This is a genomic window from Clostridium aciditolerans, assembly GCF_016316925.1.
Classification (GTDB): domain Bacteria; phylum Bacillota; class Clostridia; order Clostridiales; family Clostridiaceae; genus Clostridium_AM; species Clostridium_AM aciditolerans.
In genome coordinates this window covers 196,567-223,118 of record NZ_JAEEGB010000004.1, presented here as the reverse complement: position 1 = coordinate 223,118, position 26,552 = coordinate 196,567, and the positions used below count along the sequence as shown (strand labels likewise).

Annotated in this window: 30 protein-coding genes and 1 pseudogene; 28 read left to right on the top strand and 3 right to left on the bottom strand. The window is 30.4% G+C overall.

Going from position 1 to position 26,552, the window contains the following annotated elements; genetic code table 11:
- Positions 1-112 precede the first annotated feature (112 nt).
- The 6 genes from I6U51_RS03750 to I6U51_RS03725 all read left to right on the top strand — a co-directional run bounded on the left by I6U51_RS03750 (position 113) and on the right by I6U51_RS03725 (position 6,204).
- Positions 113-1,018: a hypothetical protein gene (locus I6U51_RS03750; RefSeq protein WP_211141249.1), complete on the top strand. Its 906-nt coding sequence runs from the start codon at positions 113-115 to the stop codon at positions 1,016-1,018.
- 184 nt (positions 1,019-1,202) lie between these two features.
- Positions 1,203-1,382, top strand: a complete 180-nt coding sequence (locus tag I6U51_RS03745) for a uracil-DNA glycosylase (RefSeq protein WP_211141248.1) — start codon at positions 1,203-1,205, stop codon at positions 1,380-1,382.
- A gap of 128 nt (positions 1,383-1,510) precedes the next feature.
- Complete coding sequence (locus I6U51_RS03740; RefSeq protein ID WP_211141247.1) at positions 1,511-2,014, top strand: hypothetical protein; 504 nt, start codon at positions 1,511-1,513, stop codon at positions 2,012-2,014.
- A gap of 112 nt (positions 2,015-2,126) precedes the next feature.
- The gene (locus I6U51_RS03735) at positions 2,127-3,350 is read left to right on the top strand and encodes an SGNH/GDSL hydrolase family protein (protein ID WP_211141246.1); all 1,224 of its coding nucleotides are present in this window, start codon (positions 2,127-2,129) and stop codon (positions 3,348-3,350) included.
- A 469-nt stretch (positions 3,351-3,819) separates the two neighbouring features.
- Complete coding sequence (locus I6U51_RS03730) at positions 3,820-5,727, top strand: [Fe-Fe] hydrogenase large subunit C-terminal domain-containing protein (protein ID WP_211141245.1); 1,908 nt, start codon at positions 3,820-3,822, stop codon at positions 5,725-5,727.
- A gap of 177 nt (positions 5,728-5,904) precedes the next feature.
- Positions 5,905-6,204 (top strand): hypothetical protein, encoded by a 300-nt coding sequence (locus tag I6U51_RS03725; protein ID WP_211141244.1) that lies wholly within the window; start codon positions 5,905-5,907, stop codon positions 6,202-6,204.
- Between the two features lie 192 nt (positions 6,205-6,396).
- Here the strand turns inward: I6U51_RS03725 and uppS are convergent, their stop codons facing one another.
- The 3 genes from uppS to I6U51_RS03710 form a co-directional block, all read right to left on the bottom strand.
- The gene (gene uppS / locus I6U51_RS03720; RefSeq protein WP_211141243.1) at positions 6,397-7,116 is read right to left on the bottom strand and encodes an undecaprenyl pyrophosphate synthase; all 720 of its coding nucleotides are present in this window, start codon (positions 7,114-7,116) and stop codon (positions 6,397-6,399) included.
- Between the two features lie 257 nt (positions 7,117-7,373).
- Positions 7,374-7,802 carry an OsmC family protein gene (locus tag I6U51_RS03715; RefSeq protein ID WP_211141242.1) on the bottom strand — a complete coding sequence of 143 codons (429 nt, stop codon included), beginning with the start codon at positions 7,800-7,802 and terminating at the stop codon, positions 7,374-7,376.
- 287 nt (positions 7,803-8,089) lie between these two features.
- Positions 8,090-8,695 (bottom strand): GNAT family N-acetyltransferase, encoded by a 606-nt coding sequence (locus I6U51_RS03710; protein ID WP_211141241.1) that lies wholly within the window; start codon positions 8,693-8,695, stop codon positions 8,090-8,092.
- Between the two features lie 565 nt (positions 8,696-9,260).
- On the opposite strand from I6U51_RS03710, the gene I6U51_RS03705 reads away from it, so the two are divergent.
- The 22 genes and pseudogenes from I6U51_RS03705 (at position 9,261) to I6U51_RS03605 (ending at position 26,428) form a co-directional block, all read left to right on the top strand.
- On the top strand, positions 9,261-9,689 hold the full coding sequence (locus I6U51_RS03705; RefSeq protein WP_211141240.1) for a CGGC domain-containing protein: 429 nt from the start codon (positions 9,261-9,263) through the stop codon (positions 9,687-9,689).
- A 415-nt stretch (positions 9,690-10,104) separates the two neighbouring features.
- Positions 10,105-10,734, top strand: a complete 630-nt coding sequence (locus tag I6U51_RS03700; protein ID WP_211141239.1) for an Rv1352/Rv1906c domain-containing protein — start codon at positions 10,105-10,107, stop codon at positions 10,732-10,734.
- 346 nt (positions 10,735-11,080) lie between these two features.
- Positions 11,081-13,237, top strand: a complete 2,157-nt coding sequence (locus I6U51_RS03695) for a cell division protein FtsA (RefSeq protein WP_211141238.1) — start codon at positions 11,081-11,083, stop codon at positions 13,235-13,237.
- 25 nt (positions 13,238-13,262) lie between these two features.
- Positions 13,263-14,435, top strand: coding sequence for a M20 metallopeptidase family protein (locus tag I6U51_RS03690; protein WP_211141237.1), 1,173 nt, complete (start codon positions 13,263-13,265; stop codon positions 14,433-14,435).
- A 124-nt stretch (positions 14,436-14,559) separates the two neighbouring features.
- Positions 14,560-14,739: a hypothetical protein gene (locus I6U51_RS03685; RefSeq protein WP_211141236.1), complete on the top strand. Its 180-nt coding sequence runs from the start codon at positions 14,560-14,562 to the stop codon at positions 14,737-14,739.
- 2 nt (positions 14,740-14,741) lie between these two features.
- On the top strand, positions 14,742-15,167 hold the full coding sequence (locus I6U51_RS03680) for a YxiG family protein (RefSeq protein ID WP_211141235.1): 426 nt from the start codon (positions 14,742-14,744) through the stop codon (positions 15,165-15,167).
- Between the two features lie 177 nt (positions 15,168-15,344).
- Positions 15,345-17,441 (top strand): RHS repeat-associated core domain-containing protein, encoded by a 2,097-nt coding sequence (locus tag I6U51_RS03675; protein WP_246517056.1) that lies wholly within the window; start codon positions 15,345-15,347, stop codon positions 17,439-17,441.
- 10 nt (positions 17,442-17,451) lie between these two features.
- Positions 17,452-17,784 (top strand): hypothetical protein, encoded by a 333-nt coding sequence (locus I6U51_RS03670; protein ID WP_211141234.1) that lies wholly within the window; start codon positions 17,452-17,454, stop codon positions 17,782-17,784.
- A 753-nt stretch (positions 17,785-18,537) separates the two neighbouring features.
- Positions 18,538-19,962 carry an RHS repeat-associated core domain-containing protein gene (locus I6U51_RS03665; protein ID WP_474234142.1) on the top strand — a complete coding sequence of 475 codons (1,425 nt, stop codon included), beginning with the start codon at positions 18,538-18,540 and terminating at the stop codon, positions 19,960-19,962.
- 12 nt (positions 19,963-19,974) lie between these two features.
- On the top strand, positions 19,975-20,400 hold the full coding sequence (locus I6U51_RS03660; RefSeq protein WP_211141233.1) for a hypothetical protein: 426 nt from the start codon (positions 19,975-19,977) through the stop codon (positions 20,398-20,400).
- Between the two features lie 109 nt (positions 20,401-20,509).
- Positions 20,510-20,797, top strand: coding sequence for a hypothetical protein (locus tag I6U51_RS03655; RefSeq protein ID WP_211141232.1), 288 nt, complete (start codon positions 20,510-20,512; stop codon positions 20,795-20,797).
- A gap of 559 nt (positions 20,798-21,356) precedes the next feature.
- Positions 21,357-21,488 (top strand): hypothetical protein, encoded by a 132-nt coding sequence (locus tag I6U51_RS25010; protein ID WP_281395923.1) that lies wholly within the window; start codon positions 21,357-21,359, stop codon positions 21,486-21,488.
- Between the two features lie 98 nt (positions 21,489-21,586).
- Positions 21,587-21,766 (top strand): hypothetical protein, encoded by a 180-nt coding sequence (locus I6U51_RS03650; protein ID WP_211141231.1) that lies wholly within the window; start codon positions 21,587-21,589, stop codon positions 21,764-21,766.
- A 13-nt stretch (positions 21,767-21,779) separates the two neighbouring features.
- Positions 21,780-21,971 (top strand): hypothetical protein, encoded by a 192-nt coding sequence (locus tag I6U51_RS03645; RefSeq protein WP_211141230.1) that lies wholly within the window; start codon positions 21,780-21,782, stop codon positions 21,969-21,971.
- A gap of 123 nt (positions 21,972-22,094) precedes the next feature.
- Entirely contained in the window at positions 22,095-22,769 is a 675-nt protein-coding gene (locus tag I6U51_RS25290) for an RHS repeat-associated core domain-containing protein (protein WP_211141262.1), read from the top strand.
- Positions 22,770-23,043: 274 nt separating this feature from the next.
- Complete coding sequence (locus tag I6U51_RS03635; protein WP_211141229.1) at positions 23,044-23,433, top strand: hypothetical protein; 390 nt, start codon at positions 23,044-23,046, stop codon at positions 23,431-23,433.
- Positions 23,434-24,160: 727 nt separating this feature from the next.
- Positions 24,161-24,313 (top strand): annotated as a pseudogene (locus tag I6U51_RS25470) (RHS repeat-associated core domain-containing protein); the annotation flags it as partial.
- A gap of 154 nt (positions 24,314-24,467) precedes the next feature.
- Positions 24,468-24,782 carry an immunity 53 family protein gene (locus I6U51_RS03625; protein WP_211141228.1) on the top strand — a complete coding sequence of 105 codons (315 nt, stop codon included), beginning with the start codon at positions 24,468-24,470 and terminating at the stop codon, positions 24,780-24,782.
- A gap of 132 nt (positions 24,783-24,914) precedes the next feature.
- On the top strand, positions 24,915-25,235 hold the full coding sequence (locus I6U51_RS03620; protein WP_211141227.1) for a hypothetical protein: 321 nt from the start codon (positions 24,915-24,917) through the stop codon (positions 25,233-25,235).
- A gap of 85 nt (positions 25,236-25,320) precedes the next feature.
- Positions 25,321-25,791: an Imm26 family immunity protein gene (locus tag I6U51_RS03615; RefSeq protein ID WP_211141226.1), complete on the top strand. Its 471-nt coding sequence runs from the start codon at positions 25,321-25,323 to the stop codon at positions 25,789-25,791.
- A 95-nt stretch (positions 25,792-25,886) separates the two neighbouring features.
- On the top strand, positions 25,887-26,111 hold the full coding sequence (locus tag I6U51_RS03610; RefSeq protein ID WP_211141225.1) for a hypothetical protein: 225 nt from the start codon (positions 25,887-25,889) through the stop codon (positions 26,109-26,111).
- A 164-nt stretch (positions 26,112-26,275) separates the two neighbouring features.
- Positions 26,276-26,428, top strand: a complete 153-nt coding sequence (locus tag I6U51_RS03605) for a hypothetical protein (protein WP_211141224.1) — start codon at positions 26,276-26,278, stop codon at positions 26,426-26,428.
- Positions 26,429-26,552 lie beyond the last annotated feature (124 nt).

Here is a 26,552-nt window from a genome sequence, read left to right as displayed (position 1 = left end):
ATTAACAAGTTGGTTATAGAATGCTAAAGAATTATTTACCATTATTTCATTTTTTGTTATACTTGTGTATAAGTGATTGATGAAATACAATACAGAAAGGTAAAGATTATATATGGAAAAAAGTAAAAAGTTAAAAATAATGGCTGGAGTAATAAGTATATTATTTTTAGGCTCTGTATTTGGAGGTTATAAGGTAATAAAGGCTAAAAAATTTAATGATTTAGTTAATTCTGGCAATAATAAATTTAAAGTAGGTAATTATGATGCAGCTATAGCATCATATAGTGAAGCTTTGCAAATAAAGGATGACAATGAAGTTAAGAAGCAAATATTAGTTGCCCAAAATTTAAAAGTATTTTTATCAAATAGTGTTAAAACTAATGAAAAAAGTGTTACTGGAGATAAAGAGGAAAGTACACCATTTAAAGATGCCGAGGGTAATGCTTTTGATGGTTTTACTGAAGAAGAGAAAAAAATATTGGCACAAGTTTCTAATATTAATATAAATGATCCAGTTGTTAATGGCTATGATGGTACTTCTAGTAATAATATAAGCAGTAATAAAAAGAACTATAGTTATACAACACAAAAAAATGTACAAAGAAATACTAAAGTAAATACAAGTAATGCCTCTAGTGCAGCTGGAAATATCAATACAAGCTCTAATAGCTCAAGTAATAATACAAGTGCTAAATCAAATAATAGTCAAAGTACTGATTCAAGTAGTAATGCAAATACTAACTCAAATAGTGGAGCAAATAAGCAAGAAAGAATTAATGCTTTGTACCAACAAGAACAAAAAGATTTAGCACCATACATTGAAAAAATAAATAAATTACAGCAAGAATCAAGTCAGTTAATGCTGCAAGTTGATGCACTTCCTCAAGATAGTGCAAGTAAAGCTGAACTATTAAAAAAGAAGGCAGATGTTGAACAAGAAGTAGCGAAACAACTTGAGCAATGTAAAAAAATTGCTAATGATTATTTACAAAAAGCAGAAGCCATTCAAAATGAATAATCTAAGTTATGAATTATTAAAATTTAAGTTTTATTAAGAATGAAGTAGGAGAAATCCTACTTTTTTTATTATCCTTCAGTAAAATAAACATTTGTGAATATTAGGTCTGAGATATAATTGGAGTAATATGGTATAATCCTATTAGTAGCAATTATATTTAAATGAAAGGTAAAGGCAGTAGATAATGGGTGGGAAAGAAGTACAGTGTCACAATTGTAAATATTATTATATTACATGGGATATGCAGTTCCCCTATGGATGCAAATTATATGGAATCAAATCTAAACAAATTCCGTCTATAGTTGTTTCTAAGTCTATAGGAATGCCCTGTAATGAATTTATAGAGAAATATAAAGATAAATAAAAATACATGACGAACATTGTCAGTACTGTAATTATTATATGAAATAAGAGTTAAGCATAGATAAACTGACAAAAGTTATGATTTTCTTAAACCAAGTCTATAGTTTTAACTTAGGGGGGATTAATACTATGAAAAAGATAATAATATCGATATTCTCTGTTTTATTGATAAGTGTTTTATGGTATATAAAAGATGAAAGAGTAAATGTTAATATACCAATACCAAATAAGATTATAATTTATAAAAATGGAGGAAGTAAAACACTGACTTCTAATGATAAAAACTTTAATGATATCATTGAACTTACTAATAAGAGAGTAAATAAAAGTAAGAGTCGTAATTTAGAAGAAGACTCTGATTATGTAAACTATTTATATAAAAACAAATTATCTTGGAAATGTTTAGAGTTTGTTTATGATGCAAATAAAAGTTTTCAATTAAAAATAAAAAATAATAAGGTTGAATATAATTATAAAAAATTATTTTTTACAATAAAAGCAGAAGGCGGCAAAGATTATGGAGCAGATATGGCTTATGGAGACAAAGAATATATTTCTATAATATCAGGAATATCTTATGATGAAAAGATAATGATGAAATTATTAAACATTATAGATCAAGAGATTAAGTAGACAAACCATACTTCATAATGTATGTAATATAGGAGTTTTACAAATATTAAAGCATATGAACTTAAAGCAAAGGAGAAAGAAAAACATAAAAAATATATAAAGGAGTATGAACATGAGAGGAAGATCAGTAATAATCATTTCTGCTGTAGCTGTATCTTGTGTGATGATTTTTGTAAGTTTATCAAAGAAAAATAATCTATCGAAGAACGTTAAAACACCGCCGAAAGCGACTCAAGAGCAATCACCTTATAAAAAATATGGATATAATATAGATAAAAGTCTGTCGAAATATAAAAATGCATTGAAAAATACAAGTACTCAGAAAGTAAAAATATATTGTATAGGTGAGTCTAATACAAGAGGAGAATATTCTAGTGATGAAGTAAATAAGTCTTGGGTTGGTGTAATGAAATCATCCTTACAAAATCAATATGGCAATGCAGGAGAAGGCTTTATTAGTATCTACGAAGGTGCCTTACCCTATGGCACTAAGCCTAGATGGACTTTAGGGCAGGGATGGAGTGTTTCTGGTGCTCTTAATACTGTGACTTCTAATGTCGGTGGTTTTGGCGGTTGTGTTGGAACTTCCAATAAAAATACTTCACCGGCAACTTTAGTTTTTAATGGAACAGATTTAGATTTACTATACTCTAAGGCAATAGGTGGAGGTACGGCAACAGTAACAATAGATGGTAAAGAAGTGGGTACTATAAATTGTTTAGATAAAGAAGCAAGTTTCTCACATAAAGCTTCTTATTCAGGTTTAAGTAACACTACTCATACATTAGCAATAACTCCTAACACAGCCTCAGATATTTTTATAGAAGGTGCAATTGCTTCATCAAATACAAGGGGAATTGAAGTAGATAAAATAGCAATTTCTAGTAAAGGGGCAAGTTATTTTAATGCATCATTACAGAAAGGAAGCTGGGATACCTTACCAGCACCAGATTTAGTACTTTTGTCTTTTGGTCTTAATGAAGCAGCAAACCGCATTCCTGTTGAAGACTATAAAGCAAATATGATAGCCTTAGTAACCTATTGGCAGGGAAGAGGTAGTAATGTGTGTATAGTGCCAAATCAAAAACCTGCTGAGTCATGGACAAAAAATTGGCCTGCTTATGTAGCATCAATGTATGAAATAGCAGATACTTATAACACCGGTATTATTGATATTTACAAAGCATTTTTTGAAGATTATACTGCCGCACAAAAAGAGGGGTTATTTGGAATGGCAGCCAACGATTATTCCGGTGGTAGTGGAACAAATACCGGTCATCCTAGTGACAAAGGTTATAAATATATTGGAGACGTTATTTATATCAACTTGCAATAAGTATAACTTTTAAAAATGATTAAAGAAAAAATTGTGATATTTTAGTGTTGGATGATTTGTAGGTAAAGCAGTAGAGAAGGTATAAAGTTATCTTCTCTTATTTTTTTATTTTTGGAGCTATATGATGTATATTTAATTTTAAATTAAGCATACTAATGTCGAAATTTAATACTTGAAATATAATGAAAAAAGAGTATAATAATAAATATCAAGAGAAAGTAGTTATTACTTGATAGAAAATAAAAAATGGTTTTGCTACGTATATAGATTTAGAGCCATTAAAATATCCCCCTTTCGAAGGTACAATTAATTTTGTACCTATTTTTTTATTCAATTGCTGCCATAAAATACACTAGTAATTAAAAAGAAATAAGTTAATGGAACAATATAACAAATGATGATATAATTTTGTATAAATAAACTAATTGGGTTTTAGGTTATTACGTTTAAGTAAAAGGGGAGTATTTTTATGAATAGTGTAAGTCCAATAAAGACTGTAAAGGAAAAGTGTACAGGCTGCAATAAGTGTATAAGAGAATGTCCTATACTTGGTGTAAATATTTGTTTTTTAGGGGAAAACAAAGAAAATAAGGTAGTTATTGATGGAGAAAGATGTATAGGTTGTGGTAAGTGCATAGAAGTATGTCAGCATGGTGCTAGGTATTTTGAAGATGATACAGAAAGATTTTTTAAAGATTTAGCTAATGGGAAGGCTATAAGTATAATAGCAGCCCCAGCAATACGTGCAAACTTTTCTGATTACAAAAGGCTATTTGGATATCTAAAGCATTTGGGAGCTAAGATCATATATGACGTGTCCTTTGGTGCGGACATAACTACATGGGCATATTTAAAGTATATTAAAGAAAATAATGTTAAATCATTAATTGCACAGCCATGTCCTGTAGTAGTTAAATATATTGAGAAATATAAGCAGGATTTAATAGGATATTTGGCACCTGTACAAAGTCCTGTTATGTGTACTGCTATTTATTTAAGGAAGTATAGAAATGTAACAGATTCTATAGCATTTCTTTCTCCATGTATAGGGAAGTTAGTTGAAATTAATGATAAAAATACAAAAAATACTATAAATTATAATGTTACATATAAAAGACTAAGTGAATATATAAAAGAAAATAATATAGATATAAGAAAATACGACGAGGTAGAGTTTGAAAACGTATCCAGTAGTTTGGGGAGCATATACAGTATGCCGGGAGGACTAAAAGCAAATATTGAAGCAAGAAGAAAGGATTTATGGACAAGGCAAGTAGAAGGTCATAATGAGTTTAAAAATTATATAGACACATATAGTGAACATATCAAAAAAGGCAGAGAGACCCCTAATGTAGTTGATATACTAAATTGTTCTAAAGGCTGCAATATAGGAACTGCCTGTGTAGAAGGATTAGATGATTATGACATAGAGCATAAGTTTTTAAATCTCAAAGAGAGTAAGCTTTTAGAAAAAGAAAGTATGTTTAAGAAAAGAGTTCAATTTATAGACAGCTATTTTGATAAAAATTTAAAACTTGATGATTTTATAAGAAAATACAGTGAAGAGAATGTTCATCAGATTAAAGAACCTTCCTTCTCGGACTATGATGTTATTTTCAATGATATGCTAAAATATACAAGCAGTGATAGAGAACTTAATTGCTCAGCCTGTGGTTATGATAACTGTAAGGATATGGCCAAAACTATTTATAATAACATAAACATAAAAGATAACTGTATGTATTATATTAGAAAAGCTATTGAGATTGAAAATAAAGAACTAGAAGAAAAAAATATACAGGTACAAGAAGCTATAAAAAATATAGAAATGATGAACAAGAATAGAGAGGAAAATGCTGAAAAACTAAGCAAATATGTTAAAGAAATTGCCTTATCTATAGATGAAGTAGCAAAGGGAAGTGAAGAAAGTGCCTCCGCAATTCAGAATATATCTGAAGAACTGCAAGATATAGTAAATACTTCAAATTCTCTTAAAGCTGGCGTAGACGAAATAAAAAACAGTGTTGAGCATTTTTCTAATGCGTCTAAGGAAATTGTAAATATAGCTGGACAAACAAGCTTACTTTCCTTAAATGCTTCTATTGAAGCTGCCAGAGCAGGTGAAGAGGGCAAGGGGTTTGCAGTAGTTGCTGAAGAGGTAAAAAAGCTAGCTGAACAGTCTAAAAGTGTTGCTATATCAACCAAGCAAGATGAGGAAATAATGATAGATTTAATAGAGAAAATTTTAGAGATATCGGACAATCTGTCAGGGAAAATGAAAAATATAGCTAAGGATATTGAAACTATTTCTGATGCAATACAAGAAACCACTGCAAAGGGAGAAGAAATAATATCCTCAGCAGAAAGTCTTATGTAATAAAATTAAAAGATAAGTTAACGTTTTCTGTTGTAAAATGGCGAATTATTAATAAAAATTCAATAAAATGTGATACATTATTTCACTTCATTATTAACAAGTGCTATGAATTTTGCATAATATATGATATACTAATTACGAGAATGTTATAATCATTAAGCCTGGGAGGTTATAAGAATGGTTGCTTTTAAAAAGATGTGGGATGATGTATGTACAATATTAGCAAATAATGAAATTAAAGACCTACAAATAGTAGAAAATTATAATAGTGGTTTTGTTGTAAAAGAAAACGAAAACACTTATTTTGTAAATAAAGATGATTTCGTTGATTTTTGGTGTAACATGTTATTTTTTAATAAGGTAGATGAAGAGAGCTTTGCACAAGAAGGAAAATCATCCTTTAAGTATGTATATAAAATCATTAAAAAATTACCTTATATAACAGAAAGTGAAGGATCATTAAATCTTACAGAGTAGTTTATTGGATGTTTAATTTTAATGCTATATAATTTTATTAAGCCATTAAACTCATATTCTTAGAATATGAGTTTAATGGCGTTTAACATTTTGCTGAAGCATTAAAAGTATATAAGTAGCATATATAATTATCTTCTACTATAGTTCAATAATTAATTACCAAACACATAGATGATTCATATAATAAGAAAATTACGAATCTACTACATTGAAATATTTAATTGCCTCTTTCAAATGGTTATAGTTAAAATCTGGCCAAAAATCATTTGTAAACCATAACTTCGATTTAGCAGATTGCCATAGCAAAAAATTACTTATTCTCATTTCTCCACTTGTTCTAATAACTAAGTCAACATCAGGTAATCCTGAAGTAAACATATAATTACTAATTAAATCCTCGTTTATTTTATCAACATTAAGATTTCCAACATCTATATCATGCATTATGTTTTTTGCAACATTTATTATTTCTGAACGACTTCCATAATTTAGTGCAATATTTAATATCATACCTGAATTATTTTCAGTTGATTTTTCTGTTCTTTTAATTTCATCTATCAATTCAGAGGAAAGGTTATCTGTAATACCAATATGTTTTACTCTAATATTTTCTCTAGCTTCATTGCGTAATTTTATAAAGAACTCCACAAAAAGCTTCATTAAGAAATCTACCTCTTCATAAGAACGACTCCAATTCTCAGTAGAAAAGACATAGAAAGTCAATACTTTAACACCTAATTCAGAACAGTCCCTAGTAATATTCTCAATTGGCTTTGTACCAGCTTTATGACCAAAAGTTCGAGGAAACCCTTTCTTTTTAGCCCACCTACCATTTCCATCACAAATTATAGCAATATGCTTTGGTATCTTAATCCTGTCACCATCTAATAAATCTTTAGTTAAACTAATCACTTTTGGTAACTCCCTTTCTTTTATAGCTTTTTGCTACTGACTTTATATATAAACAAAGTATATTCTATTTATACCATATAAAAGTAAAATTTATTGACACAATAAATTGCAAACTCGGTCTAACTATTAAATATACTATACCATAAAATTCCATAAAACATTTACTTTTCAGTAAATAACACGTATGCTGTTATTAACCCAAATTCACAAAATAAAAAAAAGAGAAATACTCTTTATAGACAGTATGCTTTCTATTTTTATCGATATATTATATTGTATTCACTGCTAATATCGACATTATTTTTTACCATGTTCCAAATAGGACATAAAGATTCTTCCGACAGTTTTAAAGCCTTTTCAATATCATGAGGCTGTACATCCTTTGATGCAAGTTCAAAGCTTAACTGTATACTTTTAAAATATGTCGGATAGGTTGCTCTTCTTTCACCTGAAGCAATTACTTTTAGTTCAGATACATCCTTGTGCATCTTCCTAAGCAATAAAGTCAAGGTCATTCCACTACAGGTTGCCAGGCTTATAAGAAACAGTTCAAGTGGAGTATATCCCTCTCCATTACCTATGGGATGCACATAATCTATGATTACCTCATGATTATCACGTGATAACCCTGAAAATTTTACCTTGTCATTTATTAAATCTGCTGTTACTGTTAAATTGTTGCTCATAATAAAGCCTCCTGAAATTCAATTAATATCATTAATATATTACGATTCCGACTTAACCCTTACAAATATCATCGTACCATAAAATGCTAGTACTTGTAAACTTGTACAAATATCTATGTGTAGATAAATCGTTATATCAACGCCATCTATCACTATACGTCATTGCTCTTAATGTGTGCTTTAACGTTTTAACAATTATATAAAAATGAAAAAGAGCATTTCTGCTCTTGATGTTAAACAATATAAGAAGAATGTGAATTAAGTATCTAATTATTTTATGCCATCTATCATAATTGAGTATCGGTAATATGTTTTTCCTTATATGGAAACTGTTTTTCGAAAATATTTAATTCTTCATCATCTACTTCGAAAACAGAATCCTCATAGTACTTACCTGAAATTCCTTTAAGCGAACCTTCATACAACTCAAGTACCATGAATGCTTCAAAATTGGCACCCCAAGATGTTTGAATATTATACTTCTCAGCACTTTCAAAACCAAAACGATGATAATAGTTTGGATTACCAAAAATAATAATTGCTTTATAGCCTAATGTTCTTGCAACATTAACAGAATGCTTTATAAGTAAAGTTCCAATACCTTTACCTTGATAAGAAGGCAATACTCCAATAGGACCCATGCACAAAACTTGAAACTCTTCATTATCTTCACTAATTATCTTTGCTTTCGAGTAAATAATGTTACCAATAGTTATTTCTCCATCACACGCAATAAAATCCAACTCTCGAATAAATGCACTTACTTTTCTAATTTTATGAACAATTAAATGTTCAACACATCCTGGTTTATATACATCCCAAAAGGCCTCTCTAATTATATTTTCTACATTTCTAAAATCATTTTCATTTTCTAATCTAATTGATATATTCATTTTTAATATACTCCTTTGATATGTTATTTTTTTACTTAACCAATTTTATGGTGATAAAAGAATAACACGCAAAGCTATAATATATGTTCCAATAGTATCTTTGGCGTGTTATTCAAAAACCACCCTTGATACACTGCTCTTTTTGTTCATCACGAAAACACTTCCTTTTTATATTTAAATATTCTAAAAATAAAGCTCATTATCATTGATGAAACTCTGACAATAAAAATTAAATTAACATATTTTTTAAATTATAGGCTATTAATCTAAATATTATTTCGGCTTGTATTATATACCATTTAACAATATTAAACAATTTAATTGTAATAGTTATATAATAATATCTTACAGATAGGGCTTTATGAATTAATATAATTATATAATTTTTACCAATACAAATAAAGGAATTTTATTATAATAATAAGTAGTTTTACATTCTTTTAAACAAGAGTGTAGGACTTGTTAGTTTTACAATATAAGAATTAAAAGTCCTAAGAGGAAATTCGGTTAAGATATAGAAATATATATTTAAGATATAAGAACGAGGTAGGGGGAGAGGGGTAAGATGAGAATTGGAATTTTAACTTGTTCTAGCGCAACTCAGGATTTAGGTTGTTCATCTGTTAGTTGTCTAAAGGATTTAAGAAAAAGAAAAGGTGCATTTAGTCAATACCCAAATGATGAGAAGCTAGACCTTATTGGAATTATTAACTGCTCAGGATGTCCAACTTTAGCGGGGCCTGAAAAGTTGCTGGGTCGAATACGTGCGTTAGCGGAATTTAGGATTGATGCGATTCACTTTTCATACTGTATGGAAGCCTTATGTCCTTATAAAGAAAAGTATAAGAAACTGTTACAAGAGCGCTTTCCGGACATTAAGATTATTATAGGAACCCATGAGGCTCACATCACACAGGAGCAATTTCGAGAAGGTGTTAAGGAATTATTTTGCCAACCAAAGCGAACTATGGTGGATTTGATAAAAGGAAAATAGCCATTTAAATCATACTAAAATACATATGATATAGTATATGAGCCTGTATTCGAAAGTTAATACAGGCTTATTTAAGTTTACAAAACAAGAGAGATATGTAATAAGAATAAATGCCTATCACTTAATCTTAAATTTTAATTTGAGATTCTAATCTGGTTATTGTATTTTAGTTAGTTTTTCTACCAAAAACATGACAATTATTGTTTTATTATTGTACAATCGTATATCGTATTATACTTACTTTAATATCTTGAACTAATTCGTATGTAATATTTTACTCTCATAAAAAATCAATAGATTTATATAATATATTTTGCACAAGTGTGAATTTATTGTAAGGCTTACTATATATTTGAAAAAACCGTAAAATCTTGATATAATTAATCTTAGTTTTATATATTTAGGGGGAAATAAAATGTTAAAAAGATTAATAGTAGGATTAATAGTGATAGCTTCAATATCTTCATTTACAGCATGTAGTTCAAATAAAAAAGCTGTGGAGACTAGTAATCAACCAGCTAACGCTCAAACTAACACACAAGCCAGCAAACCTAATGAATCTACTCCTAAAAAAGATGATTCAATAAAAGCAGGACAATACAAAGTTGGAGTAGATATTCAACCGGGAGAGTATTTAGTAGTTGGCGATAGTGGAGGAGGATATGTAGAAGTAGCAAAAGACAGCAAAGGATCAATAGAGAGCATTGTAATGAATGATAATATACAAGGAAGAGTTTATGTTACTATTGAAGCTGGTCAATATATAACAATTAAAGATGCAAAAACATATACAATCGATAAAGCTCCTAAAGTAGCTGCTAAAGACAATAAGTTACCAAGTGGACAATACAAAGTTGGAGTGGATATTCAACCAGGAGAGTATAAAGTTGCATCAGCATCTGAAAGTTATATAGAAGTTTCAAAAAGTAGCAGACATAAAATTGAGGATATAGTTACAAATGATAATTTTACAGGGGAAAAATATATAACAATAGCAGATGGTCAATATATAACAATCAAAGATGGTGAATTGTTATTAAAATAAATAAAAAGAAATTAATTTTAATATAAAATTATAAACAAGATAAAAGCTTTGGTTTTATACGCCAAGGCTTTTATAATTCTAAAATATTATTTCACAAAGCACTCCGGTAATAAAAACACACGCTATATATAAAAGCACTGAAGTAATCCAGAGCTCTTATTAACATAATCCCTTTGACGTCAAAAATAATTTATATAATATTAAATATTTTCATGATCTAAATCTTGACAAATTGATCCATATAGGCTAGTTTACAAACATTTTATAATTAACTATAATTTTATTAAGACAATAGATCATATTCCTAGAATATGAGCTTTTAAATTATAAAAAAAGAGGTACTATTATGGACGGTAATAATGTTAACCCAAAAGATTTAATATTTGCACTTGATATTGGTACACGCTCAGTTATAGGTACTGCAGGTATTATAAAAGATAAGAAGTTTCATGTAGTAGCTGAGTATTGCGTGGAACATGAAGAAAGGGCCATGGTGGATGGGCAAATTCACGATGTATCCTTAGTTGCTAGCGCAGTAAGTACTGTGAAAAAGCAAATTGAAAGTAAGCTAAATGTAAAAATGGAATGTGTGGCAATTGCAGCGGCAGGAAGATTCTTGAGAACAGTGGTCTGCAAATCTGAACTGAAAGTTGACTACGATAAAGAAATTGACAAGGATGCAATTAGAAGCCTAGAGCTAACCGCTGTTAAAGCAGCAGAAGAAAAAATTAATAATCAGACAGAAGGAAAGCTGTATTGTGTTGGATATAGTGTGAAAAATTATTATTTAAATGGATATGTTATTAGCAATCTACTTTCTCATAAGGGAGAAAATATAGGAGCAGAAGTTATAGCCACATTTCTTCCAAGATCCGTTGTAGACAGCCTTTACTCTGTAATGAATAAAGTAGGGCTTCAGGTTATAAGTCTTACATTAGAGCCAATAGCAGCTATGGAGGCAGCAATACCTAAAAATTTAAGACTTTTAAATTTGGCACTAGTGGATGTAGGTGCTGGAACTTCAGATATAGCTATAAGCAGTAAAGATACTATTAGTGCCTATGGGATGGTTCCTATGGCTGGAGATGAAATAACGGAAATTATAGCTCAGAACTATTTAGTAGACTTTAATACTGCCGAAATTATAAAAAAACAGTGCAGCGAAAAAGAAAAAGTTACATATACTGATGTTTTAGGTCTTGAAAATGAAATTGTATCAGAAGAGGTAATAAAATTAATAAGTCCATCTGTTAAAAAAATAGCTGAGGAAATAGGAAGCAAGATAATAGAATTAAATGGAGATAAAGCTCCTAATGCGGTATTTTTAGTTGGTGGAGGAGCACATACACCGAAGCTAAAAGAATTTCTTTCAGAAAAACTAAATATTCCTCTTCAAAGAATAGGAATAAAGGGAAGAGATGCGGTTATAGATTGTGTATGTGAAGATAACTCGTTAGGTAGTATTGGTGTTACTGTTTTAGGAATTGCTTTAGTTTCAATTAAAAGGCTAGGACATGATTTTATAGATGTATTTTTAAATGACAATGTTATTAGTTTATTTAATTCTCATAAGCATACAATAATGGATGTTATGATGCAAGCTGGGGTAAATCCTAAGGTGTTGATTGGAAAGAATGGTAGGAATATAAGGTTTATGCTGAATGATATAAAAAGAGTAGCCTTTGGAACACTTGCAAGTAATGCAGAAATTAAGGTGAATGGTGAAAAGTCCAGTATCGATGAAGAAGTAAAAGAAGGAGATAGCATAGAAATAAATTATGCTGTTGATGGAAATGATGCATGTCCGAAAATTAAGGACTATGTAAGAAAAATTCATTCTATAAGCTTCTTTGTTAATGATATTCTTGAAAATTTAGAACCAGTTATATATATTAATGATGAAAGAGTTGATTTAGAAGCACAAATTAAGGAAAATGATGATGTTCAAATAATATATCCAGAAGCACTAGGAGATTACAAGAAGTATTTTGCAGATAACAATTCAAGTTTTAATTATTTTCTAAATGGAGAGGAACTTTCTGACGATTATGCTATAAATGAAGGGGATAGAATATACAGAATCAGTAAAGAAGAATTGACAGCGGAAGAAACTAAGTCAAATGAGGAAGTTACAGAAAGTGATAACATAAAAGAAAATGAAGATAAAGTAAAGAAAGAAATCATTGATGAAGAACAAGAGAATCTAAGTAGCTTTAATACGCAGAAAAACAGTGAAGATACAAATATATATCAAGAAGCTGCTGCTAGTATAGCAGAAGAAAGTAGCTCAAGTACAGTTAAGGATTACATTCAGGTTATAGTCAATAAAGAACCTGTAATTTTAAAAGGTAAAGAGGACTATATATTTATAGATATATTCAATTATATAGAATTTGACTTAACAATGCCAAAAGGCAGTTTATATCTATTGTTAAATGGGAAAAATGCTGGATATCATGATAAGCTGCTAAACGGGGATGTTATAGAGCTTGGTTGGCAATAATATTACACAGATTGGAGAGGTGGAAATGGGACTAGATTTTTTTAAATTAGCAACTGATATTAAAGAAGAATTAGTAGACTTAAGAAGAGATTTTCATATGCATCCAGAGTTAGGCTATGAAGAACATAGAACTTCTGATAAAATAAAGGAATTTCTAGCAAAGGAGGGCATAGAATATACAGAAACTGCAGGTACTGGAATCTGTGGAATAATAAGAGGTAATGGAGAAAAGACTGTTGCCCTTAGAGGAGATATGGATGCCCTTCCTCTTGAAGACAAAAAGAGTTGTAGTTATGTCTCAACAGTTAAAGGAAGAATGCACGCTTGTGGACATGATGCTCATACTACAATACTTCTTGGAGCAGCAAAGGTTTTAAATAGCATAAAGAGTGAATTAAAGGGAAATGTAAAATTATTTTTTGAACCAGCTGAGGAAACGACAGGTGGAGCTAAGGTAATGATAGATGAGGGCGTATTAGAGAACCCTCATGTAGATATGGTATTTGGACTTCATGTAGAAGAAGACTTAGAAACAGGGAAAATAGGTGTAAAAACTGGCGTGGTAAATGCAGCATCTAATCCTTTTTCAATAAAAATTAAAGGAAAAGGTGCACATGGGGCACGTCCACACACAGGTGTTGACCCTATAGTTATAGCTAGTTCTGTGGTTTTAGCTCTTCAAAATATTATAAGTAGAGAATTGCCACCTACTGATCCAGCGGTTTTAACTATAGGTTCAATTCATGGTGGTACTGCTCCAAATATAATACCTGAAGAAGTGACTATATCTGGTATTATAAGAGTAATGACAACAGAACACAGAGCTTATGTAAAACAGAGAGTTGTGGAAGTTGTGGAAGGTATAGTACATTCAATGAGAGGACAGTGTGAAATAGACATTGAAGAAAGCTATCCTTGCTTATACAACAATGATGAGGCTGTGGATATACTTTTAAACTCTGCAGAAAAGGTTATAGGAAAAGATAATATAACGATGCTTCAAAGTCCAAGTATGGGAGTGGAGAGTTTTGCATACTTTTCACTAGAGAGACCTTCAGCATTTTATTACTTAGGATCTAGAAATGAAAGTAAAGGTATAATCCACCCAGCTCATGGAAGTTTATTTGATGTTGATGAGGATTGTCTTGCAGTTGGAGTTGCAATACAATGTCAAGCAGCCTTTGAATTTCTTAAATAATATGTGTCAGGAAATATTGTCTTAAATGAGGTATCTCATTTCTTATATTAAATAGTAAAAATGTTCGTATTTACTTACAATTACATGTAATAAATATGGGCATTTTTACATTACAGTAAGAGCTATGGAGGCCGGTTCAGGAGGAAGGAAAAATCCTTATTTTAGAGTTAGTATAAACGGAAAAGGTTCTTTAACGCCTGAAGGACGGCTTTCCAATGATAAAGCATTAATTCATATAGATTTTAGTGATAACTACATTGAGCCAATTGATAACATGATAAAAATATTCAAAGGAAGTGAATAAATTTGCTACACTCAGAATTGCAATTAAAATTAAATGAATTATGGGATGGTACTATTGAAAAATTTAATGTTGATATCTTAAGAAATACACTTTCCTTTAAATTGAAAGTAATTGCTAATGAAGTTAGCAAAGAATTTAATTTAATATTTAAAGGTGTAAGTTCATTTTATTTCATAGAAGACATAGGCGAAAAAAGATATAATTTAAATAAATATGATAATAATGATTATATGGAATTAACGTCTATCGACTATTACGAAAAAGGGATTGGCAAAATTACTATAGATTCTTTATCTGAAGATTGGGCTACACAGTGGAAATCTTCAGCTAATTTTACAATAGAATTATGGAACTCTATATTATTTTTAGAAGCTAAATGCGTTGTAATAAATGATGAAAGTTTTGATATTAGTTACCCTTGTATTTAGTTTATATTTATAAAACTAAGTTTTAGAAACGCTATCTTTTACCACATCAATAAGTTTTAAATGAATTTGATAAAAAAGCAATCTAGGGTGGAATAATCCTCAAAAGGATAATGTGTTTCACCCATTTTATATACTTGTGATATTTGAGATGAATTTATATCTAAAACTTACGATGGTATGGATAGACTGACTGATGTAAGTAAAAATGTAGATGGTAAAGATATAACAAATAGTTATGCTTATGAAAATGATAAAATTAAAACCATAACACATAATGGTTTTAGTTATAGTTTTGATTATGATTCTTTAGGTAATAATATAGCGGTTAATGTTGGAACACAGAATCTTATAAAGAATAACTATGATTTAACTACAGGAAACCTTCTTCAATCTACCTATGGAAATGGTCAGATTGTAAGCAGTGATTATGATAACTTAGACAGAGTAGTGGCTAAAAATTATTATATAGACGGTAAACCACAACAAAGATACACTTATCAGTATGATGCTGCAGGAAACTTAGGTTATCAACAAGACCTTGTAAATAATGTAAGTTACAGATATGTGTATGACTTAGCAGATAGACTTGCAAAAGTTGTAGACAGCCAGGGAAACAGTACAGTGTATGGTTACGATGGAAACAATAATAAAAATAAGTTTACAGAAAAGATAAATGGAAAAACCTATGATGTTCAGTATTCAAATAATCATATTATGTATACTTATGATTCCTTAGGAAGAAAAACAAGAGATGCATATATAACACCAACTCAATTTGGAAGCAATGGCTATTATGTGGATTACACTTATACAGATGGAGCAGGAGGTTCTACTACAACAAAAGTAAGTTCTGTTAATTTCTTGCACAAAGGAAGAACAATAAATTATAATTATGATTCTAAGGGTAATATAGATACGATAACTGACAATAATAAGAAAATAAAATACTACTATAATGAGCTTAATGAAGTAACAAGAGAAGATAATCAGGTATTAAACAAAACAATAGTATATACCTATGATGCAGGAGGAAATATACTAACAAAGACAGAATATAACTATACTACAGATGCTAATCCTTCAAACCCTGTAAATACCTATAACTATGCATACGGAGATAGTAACTGGAAGGATAAGCTTACATCTTATAATGGAAAGACAATAACCTATGACGCTATAGGAAACCCACTTACCTATGATGGATGGACATTTACATGGGAAGAAGGAAGGCAACTTTCTTCTATGTCAAAGACAGGAACAAATATATCTTACAAGTACAATGATAAAGGAATAAGAACAGAAAAGAGTGTAAATGGAGTAGTTACAAAGTACCATTTAAATGGTGATGATGTAACTTACGAAGATAACGGTACAGATAAAATTTATTACACTTATGACAGTAGTGGTAAACTCATAAGCATGAACTTAAATGGAACAGAATACTACTATACAAGAAATGCACAGGGAGATATAATAGGCTTATTTGACACAAATGGAAATGATGTAGTAAGTTATACTTATGATACTTGGGGTAAGGTTGTATCTATAGATGGAAGTCTTAAGGATACTGTTGGAGTTAAGAATCCATATAGATATAGAGGATATAGGTTTGATACTGAGACTGGGTTGTACTACTTAAATGCTAGATACTATAATCCTGAATTAGGCAGGTTTATTAATGCAGATTCTATAGGTGGAAAAGTAGGAGAGTTACTATCTCATAATGTATTTGCGTATTGTACAAATAATCATGTTAATCTTAAAGATTCTAACGGAAATTGGCCAACTCTAACTGATATTTGGAATGGAATTAAAAATTCATGGAACTATGTTAGTAAGCAAGTTCAAGTATCAGTTAAGATTGCTATTGTAACAATTGCGGTAGCAGTAGGAGTTAAGTATATTGAGAATAAGGTAGTATCTAGAAAAAATTTTAAAAGCAAGAGTAATGCAGGTTGGGATATGCCTCAAAGGGGTAAAATAATTAATGGTAGGGAATATTCCAAACATGCATTAGAAAGAATGGCTCCGAAAACCCCTCAAGTAAAAGCAGAACTAGAACAAAGAGCACTAGTAAATGGCTTAAAAAGAGGTACAAAGGCTTTTGAAAAATATGTGGATCCAAGAGGTGTACCGCCGATGGTAGTTGAAGATGCTATTCAAAATGGAACTCGATTGCCAGGGAATATGCCTGGCACATGGGAACACATTACCAATGATGTTAAAGTAATAACTAATGATGCAGGAAAGGTTATTACAATATATCCTAAATAGGAGGGATTATATGAGTATCTTTTATGATAAATATAGTTTATTAAACTTATTCTGCGATGAACCAGTTTTTATAGACAAGGAAGCTAAAATATTAACATATACTTATGAAGATAATTTTGGATTTAAATTTATCTTGCATTTTTCTACATTTGAAGAGTATGTTTCAATAACGCTAAGCTATAATAATATGACAAACCCAATTTTCGATATATTACTAAGTAATGTAGAAAAAATAGACGCGGACAATGAAAAATTAATAATTTACGTTAGAGATAATGATAAAAAGATATCAGTTTATCTTAAACCAAATATCTCGTTAAGTTTTGACGAAAATGTTATATAAAATATAGTTAGTACTTAAATTAAATTTCTATAATTGTCCTTAACTAAGTAAATAAGCTAATAGCTGGGTTAAATGTTTTTCAAATTCAAAATAGCTATATAATTATAGTTAGAGCTAACTTCATAATGATTGATGTTGTATGTTTTGTTTACAAATCATTAAATAATTAATAAAGTAGAATTTAATCGTAGCATAATTAGAATCTTGCAGCGAGCAGCTGATTAGTAACAACTAAGACACCACACAATTAATAGTCCAACAGGTCACAGTACTTGTTGGACTATATTATTAAAATTCCCTCAAGAGAATTTAGGCGGAGCTAGTAGAATGTAATTAAGTTCCGCTCATAAAAGAAAAGATGGTTATTTGTAGATACTACGTAATTGAAATAATGTATTGAGTCTAAGCTATCCTATCCTATTAGAGAATGTGCTCTAAAAACTCTAATTGAACACCAAAAAGGAGCTAATAGGACACTATCCTAGGAAAACACATAAGCTAGTTAATGAAACTCCACAGAAAGGCTAATATAAGCTAAAAAACAATAGCTCAACAGGTCATATAGTACTTGTTGAGCTTCTTCCATTAGGTGAAATAAAAAGAAAATCAAATATTTGCTAATAATCTAGCGAATATGAAAGATTCAAGTGGATTTCTCTTCAATTCAATTGCTAATAGGATTAACTCATATGCTTATAAAACAGTAATGGCAATGGTTGCAACGGAGGTTCTACTACAACAAAAGTAAAGTCTATTAATTTCCTACATAAAGGAAGAACCATAAATTATACTTACGATTCTAGAGGAAATATAGATACGATAACTGACAATAATAAGAAAATAAAATACTACTATAATGAGCTTAATGAAGTAACAAGAGAAGATAATCAGGTACTAAACAAAACAATAGTATACACTTATGACGCAGGTGGAAATATACTAACAAAAACCGAATATAACTATACTACAGATGCTAATCCTGCAAACCCAACGAAAACATATAATTATGAATATGGAGATAGCAACTGGAAGGATAAGCTTACATCCTATAATGGAAGGACAATAACCTATGATGCTATAGGAAACCCACTTGCCTATGATGGATGGACATTTACATGGGAAGAAGGAAGGCAACTTTCTTCTATGTCAAAGACAGGAACAAATATATCCTTTAAGTACAACGACAAGGGAATAAGAACAGAAAAAAATGTAAATGGAGTAGTTACAAAGTACCATTTAAATGGTGATGATGTAACTTACGAAGATAACGGTACAGATAAAATTTACTACACTTATGATAGTAGCGACAAGCTTATAAGTATGAATCTAAATGGGGTAGAGTATTACTATACAAGAGATGCACAAGGGGACATAATAGGGTTATTTGACACAAATGGAAATGATGTAGTAAGTTATACTTATGATACCTGGGGAAAACTTATATCTATAGATGGAAGCTTAAAGGATACTGTTGGAGTTAAGAATCCTTATAGATATAGAGGATATAGGTATGATACTGAGACTGGGTTGTATTATTTGAATGCAAGATATTATAATCCTGAGTTAGGCAGATTTATAAATGCTGATTCTCTAGGTGGAAAAGTAGGAGAATTAGTATCACATAATATGTTTGCATATTGTGTAAATAATCCTGTAAATATGCAAGATTCAAATGGTAATTGGCCTACCTTAACTGAAATGTGGCAATCAGCTAAAAGTGCCGTTACGGGTGTAGTAAATACAATAAAGCAACATTTAGTAACAGCAGCTGTAACAGCAGGAGTTGCACTTGTTGCAGCGGTCGGTATAAATTATGTAATAAAACATCCACGCACAGCTTCGATTATATCAGGTGGGGCTAGTGTGGCGAAAAATCAAAGTGATAAAGTCTCTAAGGGTGTTAATGGGGTAAGTAAAACGTTTCCTAAAAACCCACATGACTTTAATCCTATTGGATTAAAAAAGCTTGAATTTAATACTAAAGCTAACGGAAGAATTATCAAATGGCTAGACGACACAAAAAAAGCGTTATTCGAGTGGAATGAAGATTTACAATATGGCGAGCATTATCATATTACACCGGATGGGGAGAACCGAATCCCTCATCCTACAACTGAGAATACACATATACTGCCTGGCGATCCAATTCCAGATGATTTTATACATCTATTCAAGTAAGGAGGCATAGAAGTGATAGTAATAGATAAAAAAACACAGACCAATATTAGCTATATGAATATACACGATTGGCAGATTAGACAAGTTATATGCAATTACGATGATTATAAAGTTATAATTCCAATTTCAAAAATTGTTTCTAAAAACCAACAATTAGAGGCAAAATTGATCTTTGAGGAAGTTATTTATAATGAAATTAGCTATTACGAGTTATGGGGAAGTGGAAACTATATTTCACACTGTGACATGGATGATAATAGTGAATTAATTAATAAACTCGAAAAATATAAAGACGATGAACAATTCTGGTGTAGTAGGCTTGCAAATTATACTAGTATATCAGATGAGTTTTTTAGCTTTAATATAACACTTAATTCAGGTGATACAATTAAAATTTTGGCTCGTAAAGTAATTTGGGATATGGATAAAAGTATATAAATGGAATAACTAATATTTATCACTATAGAATTACAGTTAAATTTTTGAATATGCCAGAAAAGCTATGGGATCACTAGTTTAAATATAAAAAATAGAAAGAGAAATAATAATGAACTCAAAAGAAAAACTTCAGTATCTACTAGAAAAATATATTAAAGAGAAGTATGATGTAAATTCATTCTGTGAACAGTTTACAGTAATATATAATCTAGACACAGATTATAGTACCTTAAGCACAGTAGAAAATTCTCTTTTTAAAGAACTTTGTGAGTTTACTGCTAGATATTCACCTTTTGAAGATGATCTTGCAATCTCAAATGTTTATGTAAATGAAAATCAGATAAGGAATAAAGCAAATGATGTGTATAGTAAGCTGATGACAGATATAACTAATTAATTATACTAAACAGTTTAATTTGATTACAAAATTAGAATTTATCATTAATATAGTGATATAGAGAAAAAGGTATAGAATGTAGAATATATAGAGGAACTGAAAGTTATATCAGTTCCTTCTTTTTTGGGGTCAACTATTATAAAATAGAACACTGTTCAAGAACGTTAACTCACATTAAAATATGGGTTGAGGAGAAAGTGAGAAGGTTTGCAAGAAAGGCAGAAAAGAAATTTGGCTTTGGTTGGAAAGAGTGGAGTAGCGAAATGATATACGACAAATGGGGGCTTTTTAAAGATTAGCAGGTTAGATATTATAATATGTGAAAGTGAAATCCAGACAATAGGATACATAAACTGTTAGAAGAATTCAGCAATTGGGCCGTATGAGGGAAAACTTCACGTACGATTCTTAGTCGAGGGTAATGGAAATAGAACTAAGTAATATAACTACGCCATTACTCTACCCGGCCTGTTAACTTAGATGATCCAAGTGGTTGATGGTCTAATTGCGGTAAGATTTTTGAAGCAGTAAAAAAGATAGTTAATAAAGTGTTAAAAAAGTGACTCAGTTTCTAACACCATCTACATCAACTAAGGCTGCTGTTGCAATAGCCACGGGAGTTGTTGCTTATAAAGTTCTCAAACTCTATAAGATATCGGCTAAGGGGACAGGTAAAGCATCAGTAAAATAAGTAAAAAAAATGCAGGTCATATTTTTAGACAAGCAGAAGGACACTTTAAAGTTGATACATCAGCAAACAGAAAGCTTCTAACAGATACAGCAAATGATATGGCAAATTTTTTGGGAAAAGATAAGTATGGAAGTGAATGGTACGCTAGAATAACCGAGGAAGGTAAACAAATATGGGCACAAGTTAGGAATGAAGAAATTAGAAATGGCGGAATAAATGATTCTATTAAACTATTTCATCATGACACTGGTTTATCGAGCCCTGTAAAACCTAAATAATGGAGGTGCGAATATGGATTTAAGTATAGAAGAAGCGTATAAAGCTATGGTTTCTTTTCTAGAAAAGTATTATGAAAGAACAAATTCTGATGAAATTGGTGGTTTGCTTAGTGATATGATACTTATTGAGCAACAAAGTACAGCTGATCCTGCCATTTGGCATGATTGGTTAGATTGTATTAATCAAATAAAAAATACTGATTAAAGCATACAAAAATGGGGCTGTTGCATTAAGAATAAATACTACAATATATTGTGCTAATTTTAAATTTACAAAGCAATATATTGTATGAAAATTCCTTAGTGCGGCAGCCCCATTACAACATAGATTCCTAAGACTTACTTAACAGATAAGGGAGTAAGAACAGAGAAAAATGTAAATAGAGTTGTTACAAAGTATCATTTAAACGGGATCGAGTATTACTACATAAGAAATGCACAAGGAGATATAATAGGCCTATTTGACACAAATGGAAATGATGTAGTAAGTTATACTTATGATACCTGGGGAAAACTTATATCTATAGATGGAAGCTTAAAGGATACTGTTGGAGTTAAGAATCCTTATAAATATAGAGGATATAGGTATGATACTGAAACTGGGTTGTATTATTTGAATGCAAGATATTATAATCCTGAGTTAGGCAGGTTTATAAATGCTGATTCTCTAGGTGGAAAAGTAGGGGAGTTACTATCTCATAATGTATTTGCATATTGTACTAATAATCCTGTTAACTTAGATGATCCAAGTGGTTGTTCATCTTTCTGGGGGAAAATTTGGGAATCAACAAAAATGATAGCCAGCAAAGTTGCAGAAGCTGTTAAAAAAGTGACTCAGTTTATAACACCATCTACATCAACTAAGGCTGCTGGTTTAATAGCTACGGTAATTGTTTCTTATAAATTTGTTAAACCTCAGAAAGTATCAGCTAAGGGAGAGCTGAAGCTAAAAACATTCCAGGGAGAGGTTATCACAATGAAGTTTATGCTAATAAACCTGTAAAAGTAAAAGATGCAGTAGGCAAGTGGGACGAGTTTTTAGGACCAGGTGGGCGGACTAATATTCATCAAAGAACAGGATTAAAAGATCTAGATAGAATATTTTCAGCAGATGGAACTCGAAGCATAAGATTCAGTTCACATGAAATGAATTCAAATCCGAGTAAATTTCATTATCATGAGGAAATATGGACGTTTGATCCTATAAAGAATGTTATGAATGTTGATAATACAGTGGTTAGAGTGCCTTATAAATAATAAGAAATGGTGAATAATTAATGATAGTTAAAATAGTAAATATACTTGAGAAGGGTTCTAAGAGTTACAAAGTCATAGTAGAACTTGATAATGAAAATATTGTAGCTGAATGGGATGGCAATAAGCCAGAGAAAAATAGAGAATATGATGTAGAGCTAGATATAGATGAGAATTTTACTTGGGGTAAAAATATAGTTTCAACAACTAAAAACAAGAGCTTAATTAGGCAAAGTGGTAAGTATATTACAATAGTAGCTAAATTAGATTTTAATTATGAGGATAATTTTGCATCTATTGATATGAATGAAAGTGTAATCCTTATAGAATTAGAAGGACTTCAGCATAACGTTTCTGGTGAATGTGTAGAATTAAATTGTAGAACAATAAATGTACATGATACTAATCTATAAATTTGAATGCAAAATTAATAAATATATTACTGCATAAAAATGATATGTGAACTAAGCTGGGAAAATCGACAATAGATGAAGAATAATCTAATGCATAATAATAATAATTCTGTAGTGAGCGAATGAATAAAACTTAAATCAATGTTAAAAGGGTAGTAATAGGTAAAAGTTGTTACTACCCTTTAGGTGCGCCTAGCATGGGTGATAACTTGATGGTGAAAGTCCGTTGTGGGCTTGATAGTGAGAACCACTAGCTGAAGGCAAGGGTGTCCTCCGTGAGGAGGAATCTGAAGGAAGTCCTAAGTAAAGTCTCGGTCTGAGGAACACGAGCCACATATAAGGCTTACATAGAAAGGACGAGTTTGCCTAGCAAAACCAAGTCCAACACTATACGAATTTCTATGGAGTAAATGTGGTAGATATATGAGATGAAGGTTGTCGTTCTTACATGGTGAGGTCTCATGGACGTACGGTAATGAATTCGAACCGTACGGTTGAAATAAGATTTATCATGAGAAGTCAGTCAGCAGAGGTCATAGTATCAAAGCAGTCATGAATGCTTTGAGAAGGACTGAACAAAAGGTACATGGCATATGATTTGTACAAGAGAAATCATATAACTTACTCATAAAGTAATAGTAATACAACTAATAATCATCAGAATACTCAGCCCAAAAATCCAAATAATAATACGAAGCCTTCTAGTAATGGAAGGGTTAAAAATAAACTTAAGCCTGATCCAAATGCAAAAGGTGATCATAGTACGTTTAAGAGAGATCCTAATACTGGAGAGATCACAAATTATGAGACATATAAACCAAATCCTTTTAATCCGAAAGGATTTGATTTAAGGATAAGTTATGATGGAGCAGAAAAGCCTCATAGAAATCCAGTGACACAAGAAGATCTTCTACCACATGTACATGACAAAACAGTGCCAGGTGATGTAAGAGAACCGTTATCATGGGAAAGACCTAATAAACCTTAAAAGTTAAAAAATTGCTTTGAAAAATTAAAAATGGAGCGTGATCATTATGAATATAATTAAATGGATACAGGATTGGTATATAGAAAATTGTGATGAGGATTGGGAACATTGTTATGGCGTTACAATTTCAACACTTGATAACCCAGGATGGTTGGTTGATATAGATCTAGTTGACACTGATTTAGAATTTAAAAAGTTTGATGAACTAAATATATATATAAACGAGTCAAATTGGATACAATGTGTTGTTGATAACGGAGTTTTTAAGGGGAGAGGAGATGCTAGGAAACTAGAAGAGATATTAACAGTATTTAAACAATGGGTGTTGTTTAGGAAACCAGAAGATAAAATGGGAAAATAGTTTTAATTTTAAATTAATCTCTTGTGCTAGTTAATTATTTTGACATAATTTATAGATAGAAAAGTTCAAACATAATATACTAACCTTTCATTAAATTAATTATTCAAAAGCATCATGAAGGGTGGAATAAATTTGGATATTAAAAAAATGAAGGAATGGATATATGATAGCAATATTGAGAAAAGAGCAGTTTCGAGTTTTTGGAAAACCTTTGAGATATACAGAAATGAATCAGAAGAAGAGTTTTCTAAAGTATTTGGAAAATTTAATAGTAACGAATTAATATCAGAAATACAAACCATTTCTTTAAAGCTTGGGAATTGGCCTGATTGTGATTATAATCATATAGCAGTAACAATACCAAATTTTTACAAAAATAAACATGTAGGCACATATGATTTATTATTTAGCTTGGATGGACAAATTGATGATGATTACTTTATAATATTCTAAAATAGGATGATATGTAGAAGAATTAAGTGAATGGTTAATTAATGAGAGTTTTAGAGATAGGTCTATAAGGTGAGGGGCTAATATTATGGCTAAAAGAAAAAGAGTAAAAGTAGAAGATGTCTTCATAATACCTGTTGATAATGAAAAAAATTGTTATGGGCAAGTTGTATCAGATGGAATAGATAAATGCTATGTGATTTACGATATTACTAGCGAAGATATACTTATACCTGAACAAGTTATATGTAATCCTATTGCTTTTTTAACATTTACAGTTGATAATTTTATTGAAGAAGGTAGATGGAAGGTAATAGGCAATGTTGATGTTCCACAAAATATTATTTTTCCTATATATAAGGTGGAGACTTTAAATGGATATATGGTCACTGATCATAAAGGAAACTATTTAAGATCAGCAACTGATAAAGAGATTAGAGAATTGAAATATCATAAATCAGTATCGCCAGCACTACTAGAACATGCAGTTCAGGCTAAATACGGAAATAGAAAATGGGAAAATTATTTTGATGAAATTATCTATAAAGAAGAAAAGTAAAATACGATTAAAAAAGCCTAAATATAATGTTAGATAGGCATGTAATTCTTATGATTAATGTATAAAAATAAAAATTAGGAAATAAGCATGTTCGGATGGAACTACCTTCACAAAAGTACGGTGTTCCCCCCGTTTTATGTTGCTTTAAGAATATTGCAACGATTAATATAGTTGATACTGAATTTGAAGAGGAAAATGATGAAGTAGTTATAGTCAAATGCTTTGGTAATGTTAAAATTGGGTTAGCAGTTTCACAGAGATATAACGGTGATTCTGTATTATGGTTTAGTGTTGATGAAGCACAACAAATTATTTCATAGTAGCCTTTCGTAATGATAATAGTGAAAGGATAAGCGAAAAAATTGATAGAAGGATTAACCCTTTAATTACTACAGCATTTTGGGGTAATGAAGAACAGACTATTTCAAGAGACAAATATGATGATTTTGTTTATAATGGTGGGTTTCTACTTGAAAGACAGATAATGGATTTAGAAAAGAGTACAGAGTCATGGATGGAATATTATGATATGATGCAAAAACAATGTGACTTGCTAAAAATTATATTTAACAGAAAGGAAATGCATTCAAATCAAGTAGTGAAATTAACTAAAAACGAAATAGAAGTTATATGGTAGAATATATAGAGAAACTGAAATTTATATCAGCTTCCTCTATTTTTTTTGATCAACTATTATAAAATAGAGCATTAGCTGTTATAAGAATTCAGCTCAGTGGTAGCCGCTGGATAAAATATTAGTA